This window comes from Pontibacter diazotrophicus (assembly GCF_003367245.1).
GTDB lineage: Bacteria > Bacteroidota > Bacteroidia > Cytophagales > Hymenobacteraceae > Pontibacter > Pontibacter diazotrophicus.
On record NZ_QRGR01000014.1, the window covers coordinates 28,980 to 51,103 of the forward strand.

At 47.4% G+C, this 22,124-nt stretch carries 19 protein-coding genes; 11 read left to right on the forward strand and 8 right to left on the reverse strand.

What is annotated here, in order from left to right:
- Positions 1-406 precede the first annotated feature (406 nt).
- Positions 407-2,827, forward strand: a complete 2,421-nt coding sequence (locus tag DXT99_RS13840) for an ABC transporter permease (RefSeq protein WP_115566165.1) — start codon at positions 407-409, stop codon at positions 2,825-2,827.
- A 225-nt stretch (positions 2,828-3,052) separates the two neighbouring features.
- Positions 3,053-3,634 carry a retropepsin-like aspartic protease gene (locus DXT99_RS13845; RefSeq protein WP_115566166.1) on the forward strand — a complete coding sequence of 194 codons (582 nt, stop codon included), beginning with the start codon at positions 3,053-3,055 and terminating at the stop codon, positions 3,632-3,634.
- 40 nt (positions 3,635-3,674) lie between these two features.
- Here the strand turns inward: DXT99_RS13845 and DXT99_RS13850 are convergent, their stop codons facing one another.
- From DXT99_RS13850 to DXT99_RS13870, 5 genes are all read right to left on the reverse strand, one after another.
- Positions 3,675-4,109, reverse strand: a complete 435-nt coding sequence (locus tag DXT99_RS13850; RefSeq protein WP_115566167.1) for a hypothetical protein — start codon at positions 4,107-4,109, stop codon at positions 3,675-3,677.
- 212 nt (positions 4,110-4,321) lie between these two features.
- The gene (locus DXT99_RS13855) at positions 4,322-4,774 is read right to left on the reverse strand and encodes a TerB family tellurite resistance protein (protein WP_115566168.1); all 453 of its coding nucleotides are present in this window, start codon (positions 4,772-4,774) and stop codon (positions 4,322-4,324) included.
- A gap of 102 nt (positions 4,775-4,876) precedes the next feature.
- Entirely contained in the window at positions 4,877-6,271 is a 1,395-nt protein-coding gene (locus DXT99_RS13860) for an MATE family efflux transporter (protein ID WP_115566169.1), read from the reverse strand.
- A 43-nt stretch (positions 6,272-6,314) separates the two neighbouring features.
- Complete coding sequence (locus tag DXT99_RS13865; RefSeq protein ID WP_115566170.1) at positions 6,315-7,682, reverse strand: Gfo/Idh/MocA family protein; 1,368 nt, start codon at positions 7,680-7,682, stop codon at positions 6,315-6,317.
- A 375-nt stretch (positions 7,683-8,057) separates the two neighbouring features.
- Complete coding sequence (locus DXT99_RS13870; RefSeq protein ID WP_115566171.1) at positions 8,058-8,390, reverse strand: hypothetical protein; 333 nt, start codon at positions 8,388-8,390, stop codon at positions 8,058-8,060.
- Between the two features lie 225 nt (positions 8,391-8,615).
- Between DXT99_RS13870 and DXT99_RS13875 the strand changes: the two genes are divergently transcribed.
- Positions 8,616-8,984: a hypothetical protein gene (locus DXT99_RS13875; protein ID WP_115566172.1), complete on the forward strand. Its 369-nt coding sequence runs from the start codon at positions 8,616-8,618 to the stop codon at positions 8,982-8,984.
- A gap of 151 nt (positions 8,985-9,135) precedes the next feature.
- Positions 9,136-9,858: an alpha/beta hydrolase gene (locus DXT99_RS13880; protein WP_115566173.1), complete on the forward strand. Its 723-nt coding sequence runs from the start codon at positions 9,136-9,138 to the stop codon at positions 9,856-9,858.
- Positions 9,859-10,011: 153 nt separating this feature from the next.
- Here the strand turns inward: DXT99_RS13880 and DXT99_RS13885 are convergent, their stop codons facing one another.
- Positions 10,012-10,968 carry a YihY/virulence factor BrkB family protein gene (locus DXT99_RS13885; protein WP_115566174.1) on the reverse strand — a complete coding sequence of 319 codons (957 nt, stop codon included), beginning with the start codon at positions 10,966-10,968 and terminating at the stop codon, positions 10,012-10,014.
- A gap of 304 nt (positions 10,969-11,272) precedes the next feature.
- Positions 11,273-12,334 (reverse strand): AI-2E family transporter, encoded by a 1,062-nt coding sequence (locus tag DXT99_RS13890; protein WP_115566175.1) that lies wholly within the window; start codon positions 12,332-12,334, stop codon positions 11,273-11,275.
- Positions 12,335-12,481: 147 nt separating this feature from the next.
- Here DXT99_RS13890 and DXT99_RS13895 point away from each other — a divergent pair, with 147 nt between their 5' ends.
- Positions 12,482-14,248 carry an alpha-amylase family protein gene (locus DXT99_RS13895; RefSeq protein ID WP_115566176.1) on the forward strand — a complete coding sequence of 589 codons (1,767 nt, stop codon included), beginning with the start codon at positions 12,482-12,484 and terminating at the stop codon, positions 14,246-14,248.
- A gap of 129 nt (positions 14,249-14,377) precedes the next feature.
- Here DXT99_RS13895 and DXT99_RS13900 read toward each other — a convergent pair whose 3' ends face one another.
- The gene (locus tag DXT99_RS13900) at positions 14,378-15,127 is read right to left on the reverse strand and encodes an alpha/beta hydrolase (RefSeq protein WP_115566264.1); all 750 of its coding nucleotides are present in this window, start codon (positions 15,125-15,127) and stop codon (positions 14,378-14,380) included.
- A 293-nt stretch (positions 15,128-15,420) separates the two neighbouring features.
- Between DXT99_RS13900 and DXT99_RS13905 the strand changes: the two genes are divergently transcribed.
- From DXT99_RS13905 to glsA, 6 genes are all read left to right on the forward strand, one after another.
- On the forward strand, positions 15,421-16,626 hold the full coding sequence (locus tag DXT99_RS13905) for an amidohydrolase family protein (RefSeq protein ID WP_115566177.1): 1,206 nt from the start codon (positions 15,421-15,423) through the stop codon (positions 16,624-16,626).
- A gap of 234 nt (positions 16,627-16,860) precedes the next feature.
- Positions 16,861-17,352, forward strand: a complete 492-nt coding sequence (locus DXT99_RS13910; RefSeq protein ID WP_220273393.1) for a hypothetical protein — start codon at positions 16,861-16,863, stop codon at positions 17,350-17,352.
- Positions 17,353-17,562: 210 nt separating this feature from the next.
- Complete coding sequence (locus tag DXT99_RS13915; protein ID WP_115566178.1) at positions 17,563-18,720, forward strand: zinc-dependent alcohol dehydrogenase; 1,158 nt, start codon at positions 17,563-17,565, stop codon at positions 18,718-18,720.
- A gap of 12 nt (positions 18,721-18,732) precedes the next feature.
- Positions 18,733-19,218 carry a hypothetical protein gene (locus DXT99_RS13920; protein ID WP_115566266.1) on the forward strand — a complete coding sequence of 162 codons (486 nt, stop codon included), beginning with the start codon at positions 18,733-18,735 and terminating at the stop codon, positions 19,216-19,218.
- A 226-nt stretch (positions 19,219-19,444) separates the two neighbouring features.
- Positions 19,445-20,383 (forward strand): DUF389 domain-containing protein, encoded by a 939-nt coding sequence (locus DXT99_RS13925; RefSeq protein ID WP_115566179.1) that lies wholly within the window; start codon positions 19,445-19,447, stop codon positions 20,381-20,383.
- A gap of 56 nt (positions 20,384-20,439) precedes the next feature.
- The gene (gene glsA, locus DXT99_RS13930) at positions 20,440-22,026 is read left to right on the forward strand and encodes a glutaminase A (protein WP_115566180.1); all 1,587 of its coding nucleotides are present in this window, start codon (positions 20,440-20,442) and stop codon (positions 22,024-22,026) included.
- Positions 22,027-22,124: the final 98 nt, after the last annotated feature.

Below are 22,124 nucleotides of genomic sequence, written 5' to 3' on the forward strand. Positions count from 1 at the left end.
AATTCATCCTTTGCGCTGCAAACTGTCCATAAAGGAACCTGACTATACATTTTTCTCGCTCCATAGCGCTGCTATGAAGCTCCAAAACCGTTTCGCCAGAACCTTTCATGGACAGTTTCCGCATCCAAAAACGAAATTTAAACATGCTCTTAGCGAAATAAACTACAATTATGCCATTATTACAATATGCTGATTCTGAATAAGAACCATTTTTTATCAGAAGATGAAGTGTGCATTTTCGCACACTCATCGCGCGATTTTGCACGTTGTAAAGTTGAGTAAAAAGTATAAGTTGCTGATTATGAATTGTTTTCTGTTTTGGCATTTGTTCTGTAAGCCTGTTTTTGTAATAGTACAAGCAAGATAAAACTGGAAAAATAATCACAACAGCTTAACCGACTCCTGTATGTTTAGAAACTACTTTAAAACCGCCTATCGGAATATCTTCCGGCACAAAGGGTTCTCCTTTATCAATATTGCTGGTTTAGCGCTGGGCCTGACAGCCTGCCTGCTCATTGGCCTGTTTGTGCATGATGAGTTGCAGTACGATAAATTCCTCCCGGAAGGGGAACGGGTATACCGCGTTTACAATGATATATCAGCTGAGGAAGCCGGTACCATCCTGGCGGTTGTGCCTCCCATGTTCGGAGCTACCCTAAAGGAAAGTGTCCCGGAAGTAGAGACTGTTGTACGCATCCTGATGCTGCCCTTTGATTCCAACCAGCTGGTAGAGGTGGGGGAGAAGAGCATTTACGAAAAAGGACGATTTTATGCTGAACCGGAGTTCTTTGAGGTATTTCAGCTTCCTTTCAAGTACGGTTCTCCCGAAAAAGCCCTTGAAGATCCTTCCTCCATCGTTATCTCAGATGCGTTTTCTGAGCGAGTATTCGGGGATGTTGATCCGGTTGGTAAGAAGGTAGCGGTTAATAAAGAGCCGTTTATCGTAAGAGGGGTATTCAGTACAGAGGAGCGTTTTCATTTGCCTGTAAACTTTGTGCTGCCTTTTGCCGCTGCCCAGATACCAGCTGAGCGTATGAAAAACTGGGGATGGCAGCAGTTTTATACTTATGTTAAATTGAAAGAAGGAGCAAATGCAGCTGCAGCTGAATCAAAGCTGCAGGGTATTGTGGGAAAGCAGATTGATGAAGCCCGGAATAAACCTTTCAGATACCTTCCGTTGCTGCAGCCCCTGAACGAAGTGTACCTGTATTCAGCTAGCTTTAAGTTTGACCAGTCCATTAAAGGCAACATCACCTATGTGAGGGCGCTTGGTATTATCGCTATTTTTATCTTACTCATTGCCTGCTTCAATTTTGTGAACCTGGCTACTGCCAAGTCCATGCAGCGGGCAAAAGAAGTGGGGGTAAGGAAGGCGGTAGGTGCTAGCCGCGGTCAGCTCATGCTGCAGTTCATGGGGGAGACGGTACTGCTCACGCTCATCAGCGTCATTTTTGCTGCCGCGCTTACTTCTTTGCTGTTGCCATCGCTGAACGAGTTTGCGGGCAAGGAAATGACATTCAACCTGTTCAAAGATCCATCCCTTCTTTTGCTGCTGCTTCTTTTAACGCTGGTGGTGGGTATCCTGGCAGGGCTTTATCCGGCCATGGTATTGTCTGGCTTTAAACCTGTGAGGGTATTAAAAAGCGCTGTGGTGGTGGACAGTAAAGTTGGGAAAATACAGTGGCTGCGGCATGGGCTGATTGTGGTGCAGTTTGCCTTGTCTATCTTCCTGATCATTTGTGCCGGTATCGTTTACAAGCAGGTGGCCTACCTGCACAACAAAGACTTAGGTTTCAATAAAGAGCAGATCATGTTTTTCCAGATGAGGGGAGACAATATGTTCAGCAACTACGAAACGTTTAAAAGTGAGTTGCTGAAAGGACCAGGTATCCAGGATGTGTCTATTGGCTATGGTTTTCCGGGAGATGCTACGGCAGGAGACGGCGTGATTGTGCCGGATAACGGGGAGCAGGTAAACCATTCTACTGCCATGCTGATGGTTGACTTTGATTACATCTACACACTGGATGTAAAAGTAGTAGCAGGAAGACCGTTTTCAAGAGATTTTAAAACGGATGCCGACCAGGCTTTTATGATCAACGAAACTGCTGTAAGGGAACTGGGGTACGGAACCCCGGAAAAAGCTCTTGGCCAGCCCTTGTTGTGGCCAACCTGGGATAACCAAGATTCTGTGAAGGAAGGAAAGATTATCGGAGTTGTAAAAGACTTTCATTTCAAAAGTCTGTATGACAAGGTAGATCCAACGGTGCTGCAGATTTACCCGGGTGCTTACGTGAAAGTAGCCGTTAAAATGAGTTCTGATAATATCGCGGGTTCTATAGACCATGTGAAGGAAGTCTGGGGCGAGTTCTCACCTGATTACCCTGTAGAGTACATTTTTATGGATGACAATTTTCAGAAAATGTACAAGGCAGAAGACAAGTTAAAGTCCCTGCTGACCATTTTTACTGGTATTGCCATTTTTGTGGCTTGCCTGGGCCTGTTTGGTCTGGCGGCTTACGCGGCAGAGCGCCGGAAAAAAGAGATTGGTATCCGGAAAGTGCTGGGTGCTGAAACGTCTTCCATTGTAACGCTTCTCTCAAAGGATTTCCTGAAGCTGGTGGTAATAGCGGCGCTTATCGCTTTCCCGCTTGCCTGGTATGCCATGCAAATCTGGCTGCAGGATTTCGCCTACCGCATCGACATACCGCTCTGGGTGTTCCTTGTCGCAGGTATGGTAGCAGCCCTGTTAGCTTTTGTTACCATCAGTTACCAGGCCATTAAAGCGGCTACAAACAATCCGGTCCTGAACCTGAGGATGGACTGATTGAGTTAAATGGATTAATTGAGTTTATAAGAAGAGCTACCTGCCTGGGTAGCTCTTCCTGCTTAAATCACAGCATAATACACCTCCACAGAAAGGTATTAATCAGCTGATTTTGAAACGATTTCTGTTTAGATATACTTTATACATTGGAAAGCAGGTAGTAACATGAACTGCCTTAAGACTCTTCAATTTTGAATTAAAGCATATCTGAAGCAGGAATTATATATGAGCAAAGTTTTCTGTTACCTTATAACAGCACTAACGGCTATAGTGGCGGCTTGTGATGCGCCGCAGCCCACTACCAGTGTTGCAGCTGAGGCTCCAACTGAAAGAAGTGATAAAGCCGAAACAAGTGTTACAGCTGACATGAGCCTGGACGAGCTACTGACGGAGCACCAGGAGTACGAGCGGATACAGTTGAAGAGGATGCCGTCCGGGCATCTGCAAATGCAGGTTTCCCTGAATGGTGTGAGTGGGAATTTTATACTGGATACCGGCGCAGGAGCTACCATACTGGAGGAAAAAAAGAAGTCTGCCTTTCATTTAACATCCCGTAAATCAAACAAAGTGGTTACAGGAACAGGAGGTGGCGCCATGGGCATGCAGTTGTCCGTCGGCAATAAAATGAAGATAGGGGAGCTTGAAATCAAAAACTCTCCCATCTACCTGGTTAGTCTGGACCATGTGAACAAGGTTTTTATGGACATGAAGCTTGAGGAAGTAGACGGTATTATTGGCGCCGATATTTTGTCTGCCAAAAGAGGGGTAATTGATTACACCAACCTTGTGCTGTACCTGAGGAAATAATAAAGCACCTTTGCACCTGAAACGTCGAATAGAAAATGGTTTACCTGTTCTTTCGGCCTTTTCCCTGCTTTTGCTTTCTGGCTTTGTTCCGTTCGCTTTTTATCTCCTTAAAGTCTTCGTTGGAGACTGTGATAGTATATGTGGCAGACGTTAAGATAGCAACATTGGCATCATAGTCATAGTCCAATGTGAGCAAAAGAGCCTTGTTTTCGTTGAGCTGATACTCTTCACCTACCTTATCAAACACATGAAAAGCGTACTCACCTTCCTCTGCCTGTTTTGATGGGATGAGCGCCAGGCAATCCCCTGTGATGACGAGCGGTGTGTCAAGTTCTTCCACAAAGTCGAACGCCTGGTAATACTTGCCGTCTTTTTTATGCGTGATGTATTCCACTGTGTTCAGGTGCACAGCTATATCCTTGTTCCTGCTGTCTCTGCTGTTTTTAATCTGGCGTATGTTGCCTGTTACTCTCATGTGCTTTTATTCTCTCTAAACATCCTGTCATCCCCGTGCTTTACTCCTGACATTGCTGGTGCAGCACTGGAGCTTTAGCGCCAGATGTTTTATTTTGATGCAAGATACGCATACGCTTTGACTTAAGGTGACTGTTGCAGGATTAGAGCCAGCCTAATGAGGATACGGCTGCAATGCTTGTCAGCAGAAGCACGCAACAGCGTTACAGAGCTTTACAGAGCAGAATTGTTCTTATAATCCTGTAGTCTCTTGTCTACAATTTTTCTGGCTGTTTCCTCATCCAAATCCAGGGCGGAAGAGATGTAGCTAATGAGCTCTTCTTCTTTGTTGGCTAATACACCATCAGCCAGCACTAATTCAATGGTCAGCGCAAAAAGGTCATATTTACGTTCAGCGGAAATATATTCCACGCTATTGTCAATCAACTGTTTACTGCCGATTCTGGCATGCGCCAGTAAGACCGCTTTGTAATATTCCCGCACATCATGCCCCTCGAAAATTGGTTTATAAGCTAAGGCCTGCGCTAACTCTTCCAACTCTTCATCTGCAACATCTTCATCAACAGCGATGCAGGCATGCATGATAGCTATCCAAGCCTCCTGCTCGTTTCCTGGTGCATAAGATGCTCTTGTCGCTTTCGGATATTTTTTGTCAAATACTCCCATCAAATATGTCTACTCCATTCTATATAGTGAATTTTCTACTACACCTGATATTTATCAAAGGTTGCGGGTTTCCGGATTATTTAGTTTAAAGTTAAGGCGAACTTAAACTCTCACCTTTTTCCATGTGCCTTGCCTGAACAACCACCAGCTCACCAGCGCGTGCAGTGAGTGGCAAATGGCAATAGCGATAAATATACCGGTGGCAGCTAGTTCGAAAGAGATAGCAAGCCAATAGGCAAGGGGTATCTCCAGTATCCATAGCACCACAATGTTAATGATAGCAGGGGTTCTGGTGTCGCCGGCTCCATTAAATGCCTGCACCATCACCATACCCAGGCCAAAAAATATATAGCCCAGCGTAATAATTTTTAATGCTTCTGATGCCACACGTATTACTTCAGGCTCCGCTGTGAAAAACCCGGCCAGGTGCTCTCCGAACAGAAGAAAAACCACCGTGACGGCAGCCATGAAGATAACGTTATAACGCGCCGTCAGCCACACGGCAATTTCTGCTCTTTTCCCTTTTTGCGCCCCCAGGTTTTGCCCCACCAGTGTGGCTGCTGCTGAAGACAAGCCCCATGACGGCAGAATCGTGAAAATGATAATCCGGAAAGCAATGGTATATCCCGCCAGCGCCTGGCTTCCGAACTCTGCGATGATCCTTGTCAGGAAAATCCAGCTGGCTGAGTCTATCAGGTATTGCCCAATACCACCGGAAGAAACCTGAAGGATTTTTCTGATCATGGCAAAGCGGATGACAAGGTTCTCCCGCCCAATCTGCAGTAAATGCCTGCCATTGAGTAAGTGATACAGCTGGTAAACAACACCCAGGCTTCTTCCGATATTGGTAGCCCAGGCCGCTCCCTCCAGTCCTAAACCGTCTATGGCGCCTACTCCAAATATAAGGATAGGATCTAGTATAATGTTTGCCCCGTTTGCGATCCAGAGTGCACGCATGGCCAGGTGTGGCAGTCCGGCTCCGCGGAAGGCCCCATTTACCAGGAAAAGGACCATAATAGCAATGTTGCCGGCGAAAATGATTTGTGCGAAAGTAAGGCCGGAAGCAATAACGTCAGGAGTGGCTCCCATCAGGTTCAGGATGTCTGCCGCAAAGTACGTGGCAAAGGCACCCAGCAGCAGCGCTAAAGTGCTGCCGGTTACCAATAGCTGGTAGGTGACATTCCCTGCTTCGGCATACTTCTTTTCACCGAACCTGCGCGACACCAGCGCTGTTGCGGCAATGCTGATACCCATGCCAACAGCGTAGATGATCATCAGAACCGACTCTGTAAGTCCTACTGTGGCTAAGGCGCTGGAGCCAAGTCTTCCCACAAAAAAGATGTCGACTACGGCAAACAAAGACTCCATCACCATTTCTAGAATCATCGGTACCGCCAGCAGAACAATGCTTCTCTTAATGCTTAAGGTGGTATAGTCCTGTTCTATTCCTCTCACCGCAAGCCAGATGAGCGTCCATAGTTCTTTGAGACTGTTCATGCAGTGGAACTGTATGGGCCTTAGCTCTCAAATGACAGCATCATTATACCTTGTCCTGGTCAGGGTGAACCCAAGGTTGCCGGTAAGGGCGTTGCAGTAGTGCCGTTGCCTCCGGATCACCTGCGATTTCACGCTTTACAGGGTCGTAGACCAGGGGGCGCCCCAACTGCATGGATAAATTGGCCAGTATACAGCTGGCCGTAGAGATATGGCCCTGCTCAATGTCAGCCACTGGTTTGCTGCCTTTTTCGATGGCTGCCAGGAAATCCTGCATGTGGAGCCTGGTGGCCGGAGCCGCATGTAATTCTATACCTTCTTCTTTCAGGTCCTCCGGGTATTTTTCTCTTTCATAAACCGCATCGCGGTGAATTTTTTCGCCATCCTCATCTACTGGAATAAAATCATATTGATGGGGGCTGGCTAACAACGTGCCTTTCTCACCATAGATAGTCAAGCCCCAGGGATAATCAGGGTTGGCCGGTGTGCCCCAGGTGCGGTGCTGCCATATGCAGTTGAGTTCATCATATTCGAATGTAGCAGTCTGGGTATCGGAAGTGTTGGCAGCTCCTTCTTTCTGTACATAGATTCCACCGGTAGAGCTGACGCGTTTCGGCCACCCGAGTTGTAGCATCCATCGCGCGGCATCAAACATGTGGATGCACATATCCCCGACAATCCCGTTGCTATACTCCATAAAATTGCGCCAGCGGCGGTGCGGCAATCCGTCGTAGGGGCGCAGCGGAGCAGGGCCTGTCCACAGGTTATAGTTCAGGAAGTCCGGTACTGGCTTATCAGGTGGGTTGGCAGTGCTGCGCATGTGGTAATAGCAATACATCTCCACATGCGACACCTTCCCCAGGAGACCGGCATCTATGATATTTTTTTTGGCTTCTATCAGGTGTGGGGTGCTTCTGCGCTGAGTGCCCACCTGCACCACACGGTTATACTTGCGGGCTGCAGCCACCATGGCTTCCCCTTCCAACACATCCACACTAATTGGCTTTTGCACGTACACGTGGGCTCCGGCTTTCAGCGCCGCAATAGTGGGCAGGGCATGCCAGTGGTCAGGAGTGCCAATCAGCACGATATCCAGTTTGTTTTCGGCAAGCATTTTCTGGTAATCTTCGTATAGCCGGGGCTTTTTACGCGCTTTCAGGCGCTGGCTTACCAGTGCTGCCGCTTCATCAAGCATATTTTTGTCTACATCACAAAGCGCAACTACTTCTACCGGTGCTACCTGCATCAAACGGAATAAGTCGCTTTTGCCGTACCAGCCGGTCCCGATTAAGCCTACCCGCAGGGCTTTTGCCGGATCGGCCAGGCTTATTCCGTGTGCGCCAAGGGCTGTTAGAGCTAGTGTGGCCGTTGCTCCTTTCAGGAAGTTCCGGCGGTTGATAGGCAATGGATACATAGCTGTGGCAGGTTAAGTTTTAGCTAAGGTGTCAGGGTATTGCCCGTGTGACAGTGCTTATTCTGGTTAAGCGTATCAGCCGTTATGAAGCAGTACCAGAGGCAATATAAAAATAATCTGGCTTTGATGAGCCCTATCTTTAAGAATTCATACCTGTTATTGCTGCCTGTGCAGGAGGGGTGCAGGAAGCAACGCAGTGTAACTACAACCAATCGCAGGATAGATAGGATAGGGTGAGGGGAACTGTAACGCAGAAATCAAGTGGTGCTTTTGCTGGACAGGCCTAAACGATAGCAAACGCAAAAGACCCGGGGTTTCCCGGGTCTTTTATTAGAAGCATTGGTTATACTTCTAGTTATTTTAAAAGGTAGAAGGTTAGCCTTTTTCGTTGCCCAGTCCTTCGTTGCTTTTATGTCCTTTCAGTGTGCTGGCGTTGGGCTGATCGGTACGGAACTCTTTGTCCGTGCTGTCTGCTCCGCGCGAAGTTGTGGTCAGGTTTGTTTGATCGCTGTGTTTGTCAGGACTGTCTTTGCCTGGTTTTGCTCCGGCGGTAGTTCCTTCCCGGCTGGGCTTGTTTTCGCCGCGCGTATTATCAGCGCCGCCCTCTACCGGACCTGTTTGGTTTGCGGGCTGCTGTCCGCTCACGTTTCCTCCCTTGCCTTCATGGCTCTTCAATTCATTGCTGATGTTATCTTTATTATCTGACATAGTTATCATTTTCTTGATTGAAACATAGTTTAAATACCCAGACTTATCGGGGTAGTAAGTTGTACGAACAAAGTAAAGGTAAAGGTTAACAAGGCTTCTGAGGATGTTATTTATACTAATATAGTTAGCTAAATGAGTGTATGAATGTCAATTAAGCAACTAACGCTTCTTAATTGCGTAAAAAATTAGCAATTAGTATCAATATTAAGCTTAAAGACTAGAAATATGAAATTGAAAATAGATGAAAAGCCTTTCCTGCCGGATGGCCGGCATGTGGTGCAAATAACAGAGGTGGAAGAAGGCAAAAGTGAAAACAAAGAAGTACCCTTTATTAACTGCCGCCTGGAAAATGAAGATGGTTTTGTTAACCAGCGTTTCTACCTAAGTGAGCCTGGCCAGCCTATTCTAGCTTCTTTCCTGAAAGCAGTAGGTATTGAGAAAGCCGAGGTTGACTCAAAAGAGCTGAAGGGCAAAACACTTTCAGTGGAAGTGGAGGAACGCTCTTACGAAGACGCTGATGGTAAAGAAAAGACCATTAAACAGGCCACTCATTTTGCACCTGTGGGTAAAGCAGATACATCAGATAGGTTCTAAAGCATTATTAGTATAAGTAATATCATATATTTTAAAAAAGGGGCTACATGCTCCTTTTTTTTATTTGTGGCTTCAGTTGCCGGCGCAGATACTTTCAGACTATTTCCGTAAGTGTTAGAAGGTTTCTTATACATTTTGAAGAGGGAGAGGTATGGTAACAGAAAGAGACAGGTACAGTACAGGGCGGCTAACTGCAAGACCCGTTAACACTTCCGGAAAAGCTGAATTTACAACGGGTGTGCAGCGGCTGGGACTAGATTCAAAAAAAGATGGCCTGTTTTACGTTCCTAAAAGGTATAGTAACAGCCAACCAGCTGCCCTTGCTGTTATGCTGCACGGCGCAGGAGCCCCGGCTGAACAAGGCCTGTCATTACTCCAACGGTATGCTGATGAGAAAAACATCATACTGATTGCGCCAGCTTCCCGTTCATATTCATGGGACATTATTGCCAGCGATGCCTTCGGGCCGGATGTTATTTTCATAGATCAGGCGCTTGAGTTTGTTTTTGGAAACTTTGCTATAGACCCTGCGCATGTGGCTATCGGCGGCTTTTCGGATGGTGCTTCGTATGGCCTGTGTCTGGGCTTAACAAATGGGGATCTTTTTACGCATATTATGGCATTCTCCCCGGGCTTTGTATATACACTGGAAAAGAACGGAAAGCCTAACGTATATATTTCACATGGTGTCCATGATACGGTATTACCTATTGACCCCTGCGCCAGGCGTGTTGTACCGCAACTGCAGCGGCAGGGCCTGGAGGTAAATTATACTGAGTTTGAAGGAGGGCACGAAATCCCGTCCAATATTGCAGAAAGTGCTGCTGAATGGTTCATAGGGAGTGACACTGTTTCACAACAGGCTAAACCCTAACCCATATGCTGAAAGCCTTCAGACTGCTTCAGTCTGAAGGCTTTCAGCATACTTGAAATAAAGGTATAAAATACATAGCAGCTCCTGTATGCGCCTGCCCATAAATTGTTGCGAAACAAGAACTTTACATCTATAAAATTCAGCTGTTTTACATTACTTATCATCGTCCTGCCCCGCCACACGGTCAGCGTGGTAGGCACCGCGTTCTCCCATTGGCTCTTCCTCACCAACGGTGGTGTCTTTAGCTGTTTGATGCTCCATCTCAGAATTAATTTCTGCACCCAGTAGGATAACGAAGCTGGTGAGATTAAGCCACAGAAGGAGGATAATAACAGCGGCAACGGAGCCATACATCTCGTCAAAGTCGCCGAAATTGTTGACGTACCACGAAAACAGCAGCGAGCCTATTAACCATAGGACCGTAGCAATAGCTGATCCCCAGCTTACCCACTTAAATTGAGGGCTGTCTCTATCGGGAGCAATCTTGTAAAGCAGAGAAAGCCCGAACATCACAAATATTGCCAGCACAAGCCACCTTCCCCATTGTATGACCGTCTCAAGTACACTCGGCAGCCCCAGGTTATCTACCAGTGCCGGAAAGGCAATTACTGCAGCCAGGCAAATGATACCCAACACGATACCACCAATTGTGAAGAGCAGCGTAATTCCGTTTAATTTAAAGAAGCTCCTTTTTTCCTCTTCATCATAGGCAATGTCTATGCCTAGGAACAACGATTTAGTACCCTTGTTGGCACTCCATAAACTCAGGAGGATACTCAAGGCCACCCCCCAGCCCAGTGTAGTGCTCGAGCTCTGTGCTATGTTATGGAGCCTTTCCGAAAGCATTTCGTGCGCACTCTCTGGTAATGCGGACGTAAGTTGCTCCATTTGCTGCTCTACTTCTAAAGGATCCATTACGAGCCCATATATCGAGATAGTAGCAGCCAGTAAGGGAAAAATTGCCAGGAAAAAGTAAAATGCTACACCGGCAGCAACAATATTCAAATTGTCTTTTGTGAGCTGGTCTTTTACTCTTAGCATCACCTCTTTCCATCCGCTCCCAGATATTTCACTAGGTTTTCTTGCATCTCTTCCTTTATTATCTGCCATGTTTTATAGCTTTTACTTATGTATAAGCTATAAAACGAAGTACAATTTCATTGGTTAGCAGATTTCACTTATTTAGAAATGAACGGTTTAATTATGTAATCCTTTAAAGCAGCAACTGGAGTACAGAAAGGAGAGGCGTCACAGGGAGGGATATCAGCTAATACTAAAACAGATTACCTGCCACTGTCACAGGTTTATGCTTGCTTTAGATTAGATGGTAAGATGAACTGCTTTTGATTTGTAATGCAGATAGGGAAATAAAAAATTTGCACGGGCCTCAATCCATAAAGTAGAAAAAGGTACATCAGGAGGTTTCGGAATCTTCCTCTTTCCCGAGTATGTAACCATAAGGATTTAACCGGGGAACCCGGTCAAAAACAACTTTCAGGCTGGCAAACAATGGGACAAACAAGATCATGCCAGGTACACCCCAGAGAAGGTTGCCTAGCAGAATAATCATGATGGTGGCCAATGGATTCAGTTTTACTTTTGATCCGGTTATATAAGGCGTTAGCAGGTTTGCCTCTACGACCTGGGTTACCATAAAAAAGAGCAGCACCAGCGCCGGGTACAAGAGCGAATCTTTAACCAGGAAAGCAAACGTAATGGGAAGAGCGATTCCCAGGAAGGACCCAAAGTAGGGGATGATACGAAGTAAAGCCGTAACCATGGCAAAAAGAATGGCATGTTCAATGCCAATAGCCCAAAAGCCAAGGGCATAGACCACACCTAAAATGGAGATGACAGTCAGAACACCAATCAGGTAATCATGAATAATTCTTGATATTCTCCCGAACATCACCTTTGTTTCCCTTTCACTGCCGAATAAGCGGAGCCTGACGAAGAAGTTCTGAATCCGTTGCTGGTATACGATTAAAAAGAAGGTATACGTCAGCACAATAAAGATAAACAGCAGGATGTACAACCCTTGCATTATAAAATCTCTTACACTCTTAAACAGTGCCCTTGCAATGTTTCCCTTTTGCTCTTCTACTATCTGGTCCTGTTCAGTTTGAGTTAAGTCGGTGGTTTGGTAAAGCAGCCCTTGCAGCCTGTTTGTCTTTTCTTCTATTCTTTTTTCTAACCTGGGGAGGTCGTCTTCCAGGATAGTAACCTGGTAATAAACCAAGGTGCCTAAAGCGCCAAGTATAGCCAGTAAGACCAGGATGGAAACTAAGGCTGCAGCCGGCCTTTTTAAACGGAACCCTTGCAGTTTTTGCACCAGCGGGAACAGCAGCATAGCAAAGAAAATAGCTATCGCGATTGGTATCAGGAATGTTTTGCCCAGGTACAGGATCAGGGACACCAATAATACTAAAAGTAAAATTTTAAGCAGCCGGTTGAAAGTATTCTTTTTTGTGCTCATACGTGAAAAGATGAAACGCAAAAGCCGGATTGATGTTTTGCAAATACAATTCGGGAGCGCCCTGATTTCTGCTGATGGAAGCCTGCTGCTGTAACCTTTCAAGAGAAAGCTTTCGTTAACAGGCAAACACCTCTTAAGGCACCCGCTATGAAAAAAGATGTTTTGGGCTTAGCTGTAAATATCCTGCTGGTGTTCGCAGTGCAGCCTTTTGCGCTTGCACAGACCGGCACTCCCCCTCCTGAAAAACAGGCCACTCCGCACCAGGTCAAAGGCCTGTGGTACAAAAACAGTATCATCTACAACGTAGACATTGATTCATTCAAGGACTCGGACGGTGACGGCGTGGGCGATTTTAAGGGGCTTGCGCAGCAGCTGGATTACCTGCAGATGCTGGGGGTGGATGTGCTTTGGCTGGCCCCTTTCCAGCCCTCGCCGGAGCAGGATAACGGCTACGACGTCTCCGACTATTATGGCATAAATCCACGCCTGGGCACACCCGGCGATTTCGAGGACTTTATGCACCAGGCGCACATGCGGGGCATGCGGGTTGTCACAGATCTGGTGCTGAACCACACTTCCATTCAGCACCCATGGTTTCAGCAGGCACGGCAGAGCAGCAGATCCCGCTACCGCGATTGGTACGTCTGGTCAGAAGAACGCCCGGAAAGCTGGAACAGGGGCATGGTATTTCCGGGGGTGCAGGAGGCTACCTGGACGTATGATGAGGAAGCTGGGGCTTATTATTCACATCGTTTCTATAAATTTCAGCCTGACCTCAATTACAGCAACCCGGAAGTGCAAAAAGAGGCGGAGCGTATTATCGGCTATTGGCTGCGACAGGGGGTAGATGGTTTCCGGCTTGATGCCGTGCCTTTCATTATTGAAGACCCACGATCCGACCCCGATGATCCTATCCATTATTTTGAAATGATTAGCAGGTTCCGGCGGTTTCTGCAGTGGCGTAAGGGTGATGCCATCCTGCTAGGCGAGGCGAATGTACTGCCTGAAGAGAATGAGCGCTATTTTGGAGACGAAGGCAATGGGATTCATATGATGTTTAATTTTTATGTGAACCAGCACGTGTTTTACTCGCTTGCTACTGAGGACCTGCAGCCTCTGAAAAAAGCGCTCGTGGATACCCGTGATATTCCAGCCACAGCCCAATGGGGCAATTTTCTGCGCAACCACGACGAACTGGACCTGGGGCGGCTTACGGAGGAACAACGGAATAAAGTATACCAGGCGTTTGGGCCGCAGGAGAACATGCAGCTCTATGAAAGGGGCATTCGGCGGAGGCTGGCACCCATGCTCCGGAACCGGAAGCAACTGGAGCTGGCCTATAGCCTGATGTTTGCTTTGCCTGGAACTCCCGTTATCCGCTATGGCGACGAAATTGCCATGGGCGAAGACCTTAGCCTGCCGGAGCGGGAGGCTGTGCGGACGCCTATGCAGTGGTCTGATGAAAAAAACGCCGGTTTCTCCACAGCAGACAAGGAGCTGGATACCCCTGTTATTGATGAAGGAAAATACGCCTATGCTCGTGTAAACGTGGAGGCACAGCTCCGAGATCCAAACTCATTCCTGAACTGGACTGCCAACATTATTGAAGCAAGGAAACTTTGCCCCGAAATTGGTTGGGGAGACTGGAAGATATTGGAGGCCGGCTCACCGGATGTCCTGGTGATGCAGTACGACTGGCAAGGCAGCCACTTGGTGATGGTGCACAATTTTAGTGATAAGCCGCAGCAGGTGACATTCACATCAGAGGTAACGGCAAAGGATACGCTTGAAAACCTGCTGCAGAAAGAAACACGCCGGCCTGGTAAATCCGGTTTCCATAAAATTAAATTAGAGGGGTACGGCTACCGCTGGTACAGAGTGGGAGAGCTGCTCAATTTAAAAGATATCAGGTAAAGAAGACTTTTTAACCAGAATCAAGCATGGCAAAATACCCTTCACGCTCTTACCTTACAGAGCGTTGGTGTACGTGTGAAGTCCCCTCTGAAAACTTGTGAAGCACCTACAAAAGCTCTGAACATGCGCTTAATCTGCGGCATTAAGCACCTCTGCTAATTCCTTCTGATAAGCAGGATTCTCGTTCATCCCGTTATGCCCCTGTCCCTCCAGAAAGATTACTTTATCCCCTGGCTTCAGGTGCGCTTTCAGCTTTTCTGAAGAACCCGGATAAATTATCTCATCCTCCTTGCCATGAAAAACAGCAATGGGGGCTTCTGTTTTCTCCACAAAGCGAAAAGTCTCGAATTTATAGTTTAGCAGAAAAGCAGGCACAAAAGGGTAGAGGTTCTGCATCAGGTTACCGAGGCTGTAGTAGGGGGCTTGCAATAGCAATAGCTTTGGTTTGTTTACTGAGGCCAGCATGGCAGCAGGTCCTGTGCCTATTGAATAGCCCGCTATGATAATCTGGTTCTCTGTATAAATCAATTTCAGCTGGTCGTAAGCTGCCTGTACATCCTCGTAAAACTGTCTTTCGCTGCTAATGCTCCCTTCACTTTTGCCGTAACCGCGGTAATCCAGTAGAAAGAGGTCGTAGTTTAAATCAGTATACGTTTGCGCTATCAAGCCCCATGAATCTACAGAACCGGCATTGCCGTGCAGGTAAAATACGAGCCCTTTTGGTTCAGCAGCCTTAAACAACAGCCCATGCAGCTTTACTCCGTCTTTAGTTGGAATATAAATTTCCTCGAATTCCTGGTTAAACCGAAAGGCATGATCTGCTGTAAGTTTCTGAGGAAAGAAAATCATACGCTCCTGCTGAAATGATAATAGGCCCATGAGTAGAAGGTAAAGAATGAGTAGTGCTGTCGCTGTTTTTAACATAAACATACGCAAGGGATTGTTCTTTATATGCCCACCTGCTATGCTGCTATACGGCATGCTGAAAATGAATGCTGCTGCAGGTGCATGTTTTAAGGCTAACACAGAAAGGTAAAAAAGGCTGCTTCTCTTTGGCACAAGGCACCTGTTGCTTTGAGACAGTGGCAGTCTGAGTTGCTTCTACGGCTGAAGATGCTGATATAACCCTATTCTTTTTTTTACGCGTAATCCAAATAGAAAAAGGGGGAGCTATGGAAAATAAAATGGTAGACAAACTGGCCGGAGATTTCGAGAAGAATCCATCTGATGTAGTGCTGAGCGGGGAGGCGAAGGAGCTGATCCAGGAAGCGTACGATGGCGTGCCGGACGGAATTATATTCGATTACCATGCCCACATGCTTGGCTTGGGCACAAGTGGGGCAGGGATATGGGTGAATCCGGAAATGGATAGTCTCCTTCATCCGGAAGATAAGACAAAGCTACATGTTTATTTAAGTGCTGCAGGTATTGAGGACAGTGAGAAGGCAGATGAGCAATACCTGCAGCGCTTCTTGACATTGATCGGTGATTTGCCCTATCCTTCCAAAACCTTTGTGCTGGCACTGGATAAAAGCTACGACACAGATGGCCTAGAGAACCTGAATAATACAAAGGTATATGTTACGAATGAGTATGTGATGCAGGTTTGCCTGCAAAACCCAAGGGTGCTTAACCCCTGCATTTCAGTGCATCCTTACCGGACAGATGCCCTGAAGGAGCTTGAAAAATGGGCGGGCCGCGGTGTCAGAATGGTAAAGTGGATCCCGAATGAGATGGCTATTGATGCCTCCAGCCCCCAATGCGAAAGCTTCTATGAAAAATTGATAGAGCTGGACATGGTGTTGCTGACGCATGTCGGAGATGAAGATGCACTGAAAGTTGTTGGCCTGCAACACCTGGGGAATCCCTTGTTGTTTGTTAAGCCACTAGATATGGGCGTGAAGATTATTATGGCGCACTGTGCAGGGCTCGGCACAAACCAGGATATTGATAGAGAGGATAAGCCAATGGAAAAAAACTACAAGCTGTTTCTCCGCCTGATGGATGAACCCCGGTATGTGGGGCAATTGTGGGGTGACATATCCGGTCTTATACAAATCAACCGCTCTGGCGATCCACTGAAGGCCATCTTAGAGCGGCAGGACATCCACCACCGCCTGATAAATGGAACCGACTATCCTTTGCCTGCCATCAACTCTGTCGTGTCTACCAAGGCGCTGGCACAGATGGGTTATTTGGAGAAGGAGCATGTGGAGCCCCTGAATCAAATCTACAAACGAAATCCACTGCTTTTTGACTTTGTACTGAAGCGCACGCTGCACCACCCGGATGACAAAAAGCTACAGTTTAGCCCGCTCATTTTTGGAGAGCAGGATGCTTTGTCATATTTAAATGAGGCAGTAGCGGGTAGTATATAAGCGAATAATAGTCTCATTACCTGGCTTGCTTTAGTTATAAGAGCCCTGAGTAGGTTAAACAAAATATTCCGCCTCATTCAGCATAGCATAAAGATACCCGAACCACTGGCTTCTGCAAGCGTAAAATAATAGCATCATTTTTAGGCGTCTGTCACACATACAGCGGCAGCGCGAGGACCATCTTAAATTATACAAATCCTGGGATGTGAAGAAACCGGGAAGAGAGAAAAAATTATGACAGGAAAGGCAGCAGTATACGGATTGATAGCGGGAGCCGCAGGAGTGGCAGCCATGACGCTGGCAGAGAAAATAGAGCAGCAGTTTACAAAGAGGCCTGACTCTTATGTGCCTGCACATACTTTAGAGCGGCTGCTGGGGCGCCCGCATAAGCCTGACTCAGAAAGACTGGGTTTTAACTGGGCCATGCACTGGGGGCAGGGCATTCTGTTGGGTGTGGTGCGTGGGCTGATGGCGGAGAGCGGATATCGTGGCCCTGTGGGATCTTTTCTGTTCATGAACCTGCGGCTGATCTGCGACCAGGCTCAGGAGAATGCTACCGGAGTAGGCGCTCCTCCCTGGACGTGGCCCAAAGACGAGCAGGCAATTGATTTGCTGCACAAAGGAGTCTATGCCTTTACTACAGGAGCAGTAGCTGACATGCTTATTGCCGGACCTTATCGCCATCCTGTTGCGCGCGTGGGCTGGACAATAGGAGAGCGGCCATAGCCTAAGCCTTTTTCAGACGGTTTTGGTAGAACAGTATCACCCTGTAAATATACTTAATCCGCTTATTTAGCCTGTTTCTGAAACCTTGACTAGGCAGACAAGTACCTACTTATACTTATTTCAGAGACTGTTCCTGATATGGAACATCAGGAACAGTCTCTAAGTCACAGAATCACAAAATGTCTTATTTAACACAAAGAAAACAAACTTATGCTGGCTATGAACTACCGGGGCCCTCAACGGGTCCGACTAGACCGTGACAAACCGATGCCCGAAATACTGCATCCCCAGGATGCTATTGTTCGGGTTACCCGCTCCTGTATCTGTGGGTCTGATTTGCATTTATACAACGGCAATGTGCCGGACACCCGTGTAGGGGAGACCTTTGGCCATGAATTCATCGGAGTGGTGGAAGAGATTGGGCCTGATGTAAACAAGCTGAAAGTGGGTGACCAGGTGATAGTACCTTTCAATATTGCCTGCGGCGAGTGTACCTTCTGTAAGCAGGAACTGTACGGAAACTGCCACGAGGCAAACCCGCAGGCCACAGCAGTGGGTGGTATTTTCGGCTATTCGCATATAGCCGGTGGTTACAATGGAGGGCAGGCAGAATATGTGCGTGTGCCTTATGCCAATGTAGGGCCTATGGTTATTCCGGATAACATGCACCCGGATGACGCCGTGATGCTGACCGACGTAGTGCCGACAGGTTACCAGGCGGCTGAAATGGGGGGCATCCAAAAAGGCGATACAGTGGTGGTTTTTGGTGCAGGCCCTGTGGGGATCATGGCGGCAAAGTGTGCCTGGCTATTCGGGTCAGGTCGCGTGATTGTATTTGATCAGGAAGAGTACCGGCTTGATTTTGTGCGAAAGTATGCGCAGTGCGAAGCTTATAACTTCAGGTCTATCGAAGATCCGGTGGTGTTCATGAAAAAAACGACTGACTCGCTGGGGGCTGATGTATGCATTGATGCAGTGGGTGCCGAAGCAGCAGGCAGTGCCATGCAAACATTTACCGGCAGAAAAACGCTGATGCAGGCAGGTTCTGCCACAGCGTTGCAATGGGCTATCAACTCCGCCAAAAAAGGAGGTATAGTGTCCATTGTAGGAGTCTATGGGCCTACGCTCAACATGGTGCCGATTGGAAACGTCGTAAATAAAGGCCTTACTATCAGGGCAAACCAGGCCTCTGTAAAGCGTCTGTTGCCGAAACTGATAGAGCACGTACAAAGTGGTATTTTAAACCCCAAAGAGTTGATTACGCACCACTTCCCTTTAGAGGAAGTATCCGACGCATACCGTATTTTTTCTGATAAGCTTGATGAGTGTATCAAACCAGTTCTTGTTCCACCATCAGCCAGAGTATAAACAAACATGACTATGGAAAACACAGCAAAAGACTATTCACATATAAAAGGGTGGGGCATAGACGCAGATCCAAAGAACGACCCCACGTACCCCATGCGGAAACGCTCCAACGAAGACCATAGCGGCTACAGTTGGAAAAGGCCGCCTCTGCAACCTATCGACATGGAGGTGCTCCATTCGAACGAGCGCCCGAATGTAACAGCCGTTTTCGGAACTTCTGCGCCACCGAGCGGATTGAGTGGCATGCTCCGGCGCTATGCTTTTCAGTATGGCGAAGGCAGTTTTGGACATTGGTTACCCTTGTTGCTGGCAGACCGCGTTAATGTAGTTGAAGGTATTCTGGATGACCTCAAACGTGGTCAGGCGCCAAATATATGGGCTGAAAGGGGCATGAATGCGGAGTGGAAATATAACCGGAAAGGCTTGCTGCAGAATTTGGCTATAGGAGCTGTTGTATTAGGTGCAGCTTACGCCTACTTTTCCAGTGATAAAGATTAGCAGGCTCGACGTATATAACATTTTTTGCAGCCATAGGATTTTAGGTTCGAAATGCTAAAAAACAAGAAGCACAGCAGATAAGGCTTTCCAAAGCTTACTTTGCTGTGCTTCTTATTGTTTCGATCTTGAAATACAGTATACAAACACGAAAGATTCTTCAAGTAATTCTTAAAGAATGTTCTGCTAGCTGGCACCCCGAAGTAGGTTTGGTAAATATAAAGCGCTTATGCCAAGGAAAGTAGAAATCACTGTATCACCGGAGAGGACTGAAAATATCCTGACAGAAATAAATGAGCTAGATGGTCTCATCAACCTTCAGGTGCTGCGTGGTGCCTCTGTCAATCCTCAGGGAGACGTCATATTGGCCACCATTGTTACCAGTGCACTTCAGGATTTGGAGCGCCGGCTGGATAGGCATGACTTAGGAAAGAAACCCGGTTTATCTTTATCTACCAGTGAACCTGACAGCCTGGTAAACTACAATTTCAGTGACCAGTTAGACCGCGACAGCGTTGAAGCCAGTTGGGAGGAAATGGAGATGATTATCAGTAAAGACAGTAATGCCACTTCTATACTGCTATTGCTTGTGGTATGCTCAGGCATTCTTGCAGCGGTAGGTATCGCAACCAATGCGATGCATGTTGCTATTGCAGGCATGCTGGTGGCCCCTGGCTTTATGCCTATCATGCGTATTACCCTGGGTCTGGTGTCAAAGTCTGGTGCTATATGCAAGCGGGGAGTTATCGATGTTTTTCTGATCTACCTGGTGTTGATAGCAGTAGCGGCTTTTACTGCTTTCCTGATGCAGTTGTATGGCATGAACCCCCTGGCTGACAGTGCGGACTATTATGAAGTAACAGATACACTGTTTACCTACTGGACCACCGTCTCCACTACCTCTGTGGCGGCATCTGTCGCAGCCAGCCTGGCAGGAGCAGTGCTTATTGCCACCAAGCGCTCTGTTTTCACCTCCGGGGTAATGATAGGCCTTGCTTTGGTGCCGTCTGCGGCTATTGTTGGCATGGCACTCGTTGCTGGTGATACCACCGCTGCAGGACTAGCCTTGTTACGTTGGTTGATAGATGTTGGCATCATTGTTCTTGTGTCATTTATCTTCTTTATATGCCTGAAGTCTTTAAAAATCAAACGGAATATTGCCATGTAGCGCAGCCCCAATACCAGTGGCAGATACGCCATCACAGCAAATAATCAGAAAATAAATTGAAGGACACGTCAGAAGAAAACCGCAACAATAGCAGCACTATAGCAGAAAGCGCCATAGACCATGAAATTAAAAATGAACTAAGGCCATTATTTGATTCTCTGGGCAGCAAAAATGGGAAAGTAACCATGCAGCAGGTGCTGGAAAGGCTGCAGGAGGCAGGCATTCAAGGGGATGATGTGCGGTTGGAAAAAAGCCTGGGCAAGTACCTCCGGAAAGATGGCCATAAAGAACCCCAGGAACTCACCTTCGAAGAATTTACAAAGCTATTGGCAGACAATAGTGCTGGCCTGATTAAAAAGGCAATCTTAAAGAAACTCTCTGTTCCGGACTTCAGGGAGTTTAGCAAAGATGTGGAGCGGTTTTACAAGAATACCAAAGGCATAAAAAAAGGGGAGGCTGGCAGCAAAGACGAGGAGAAGCTGTATGCTGTATCGGTCTGTACGATTGACGGCCAGAAATTACAGCTCGGGGATCATCAGGAAACATTTGCGTTGCAATCGGTTTGCAAGGCAATCAATTATGCCATTGCCCTGCACGAGCAGGAAGAAGAGGAGGTACACCGGCATGTTGGGCGGGAGCCAAGCGGAAGAGGCTATAATGGCCTGGTGCTGAACCAGGACGGCCTGCCCCATAACCCCATGATCAACGCAGGTGCCATTGTGATCTGCTCGCTCATTAAACCGGATTTAACTGTAGCAAAGCGACTGAAGCATGTCATGGATATCTGGTCCCGGATATGTGGCAACACGCCGGTGGGCCTTAACAGGGAAATGGCAGAGACAGAAGTAACGAAGTCTGAACGTAACATGGCGCTGAGTTATTATATGAAGGAGCAGGGGGCCTTCCCGGAAAATACAGACATTTACAAAACCATGGAACTGTACAACAAATGCTGTTCCATAGAAGTGAATATCGATCAGCTGGCTATAGCGGCTGCTACTCTGGCCAATGGCGGGATTTGCCCCACCACCGGAGACAAAGTGTTTAACTCCGATAATGTGAAAGACTGCCTGAGCCTGATGCTTTCCTGCGGTATGTATGATTACTCGGGGGAGTTTGCCTTTTTGGTGGGTTTGCCTGCAAAGAGTGGTGTTTCAGGAGCTATGATGGTAGTAGTGCCTGGCCTGATGGGTATAGCAATTTACTCGCCCCCGCTGGATGAGCTGGGTAGCCCGGTGCGGGGTGTTGCGTTTTGCAAGGAGCTTGTAAAGGAGTACAGCTTCCACAAATACGACCATGTGGTAGACCCGGCACATAAGAAAAAAGATCCGCGGCTGCCCCGTCTGCAATCGCGGCTGGAAGGCATGATAAACCTCTGTTGGGCTGCCAGCCAGGGCGATCTGTTAGAGGTGCAGAACCTGCTGGCGCAGGGCATTTCTGCAGAAGCGGAAAACTTCGATAAGCGCACACCGCTGCACCTCGCCGCTGCCGAAGGCCATCTGGATGTAGTGGAGTACCTCCTGAAAAAAGGAATCGATCCTAATCCTAAAGACCGCTGGAAGCGCACCCCATTGGCAGATGCACTACATGGTAACCACACCAGGGTTGCGGCCCTGCTCCGGAAGCAAGGCGGGGAGGAGTAAGCAGCTGGGGCATCATTCTAAAAGCTGATTTCTGCTACAGTTGTCCTTGTGCCGGCTCTTCTTTATTTTACCTGCTAAACCTGCTAAACCTGCTAAAC

Excerpts from the sequence above, each read along its gene's own strand:
- DXT99_RS13840 (WP_115566165.1), top strand. The coding sequence starts at position 407 with ATGTTTAGAAACTACTTTAAAACCGCCTATCGGAATATCTTCCGGCAC.
- DXT99_RS13845 (WP_115566166.1), top strand. The coding sequence starts at position 3,053 with ATGAGCAAAGTTTTCTGTTACCTTATAACAGCACTAACGGCTATAGTG.
- DXT99_RS13850 (WP_115566167.1), bottom strand. The coding sequence starts at position 4,109 with ATGAGAGTAACAGGCAACATACGCCAGATTAAAAACAGCAGAGACAGC.
- DXT99_RS13855 (WP_115566168.1), bottom strand. The coding sequence starts at position 4,774 with ATGGGAGTATTTGACAAAAAATATCCGAAAGCGACAAGAGCATCTTAT.
- DXT99_RS13860 (WP_115566169.1), bottom strand. The coding sequence starts at position 6,271 with ATGAACAGTCTCAAAGAACTATGGACGCTCATCTGGCTTGCGGTGAGA.
- DXT99_RS13865 (WP_115566170.1), bottom strand. The coding sequence starts at position 7,682 with ATGTATCCATTGCCTATCAACCGCCGGAACTTCCTGAAAGGAGCAACG.
- DXT99_RS13870 (WP_115566171.1), bottom strand. The coding sequence starts at position 8,390 with ATGTCAGATAATAAAGATAACATCAGCAATGAATTGAAGAGCCATGAA.
- DXT99_RS13875 (WP_115566172.1), top strand. The coding sequence starts at position 8,616 with ATGAAATTGAAAATAGATGAAAAGCCTTTCCTGCCGGATGGCCGGCAT.
- DXT99_RS13880 (WP_115566173.1), top strand. The coding sequence starts at position 9,136 with ATGGTAACAGAAAGAGACAGGTACAGTACAGGGCGGCTAACTGCAAGA.
- DXT99_RS13885 (WP_115566174.1), bottom strand. The coding sequence starts at position 10,968 with ATGGCAGATAATAAAGGAAGAGATGCAAGAAAACCTAGTGAAATATCT.
- DXT99_RS13890 (WP_115566175.1), bottom strand. The coding sequence starts at position 12,334 with ATGAGCACAAAAAAGAATACTTTCAACCGGCTGCTTAAAATTTTACTT.
- DXT99_RS13895 (WP_115566176.1), top strand. The coding sequence starts at position 12,482 with ATGAAAAAAGATGTTTTGGGCTTAGCTGTAAATATCCTGCTGGTGTTC.
- DXT99_RS13900 (WP_115566264.1), bottom strand. The coding sequence starts at position 15,127 with ATGGGCCTATTATCATTTCAGCAGGAGCGTATGATTTTCTTTCCTCAG.
- DXT99_RS13905 (WP_115566177.1), top strand. The coding sequence starts at position 15,421 with ATGGAAAATAAAATGGTAGACAAACTGGCCGGAGATTTCGAGAAGAAT.
- DXT99_RS13910 (WP_220273393.1), top strand. The coding sequence starts at position 16,861 with ATGACAGGAAAGGCAGCAGTATACGGATTGATAGCGGGAGCCGCAGGA.
- DXT99_RS13915 (WP_115566178.1), top strand. The coding sequence starts at position 17,563 with ATGCTGGCTATGAACTACCGGGGCCCTCAACGGGTCCGACTAGACCGT.
- DXT99_RS13920 (WP_115566266.1), top strand. The coding sequence starts at position 18,733 with ATGGAAAACACAGCAAAAGACTATTCACATATAAAAGGGTGGGGCATA.
- DXT99_RS13925 (WP_115566179.1), top strand. The coding sequence starts at position 19,445 with ATGCCAAGGAAAGTAGAAATCACTGTATCACCGGAGAGGACTGAAAAT.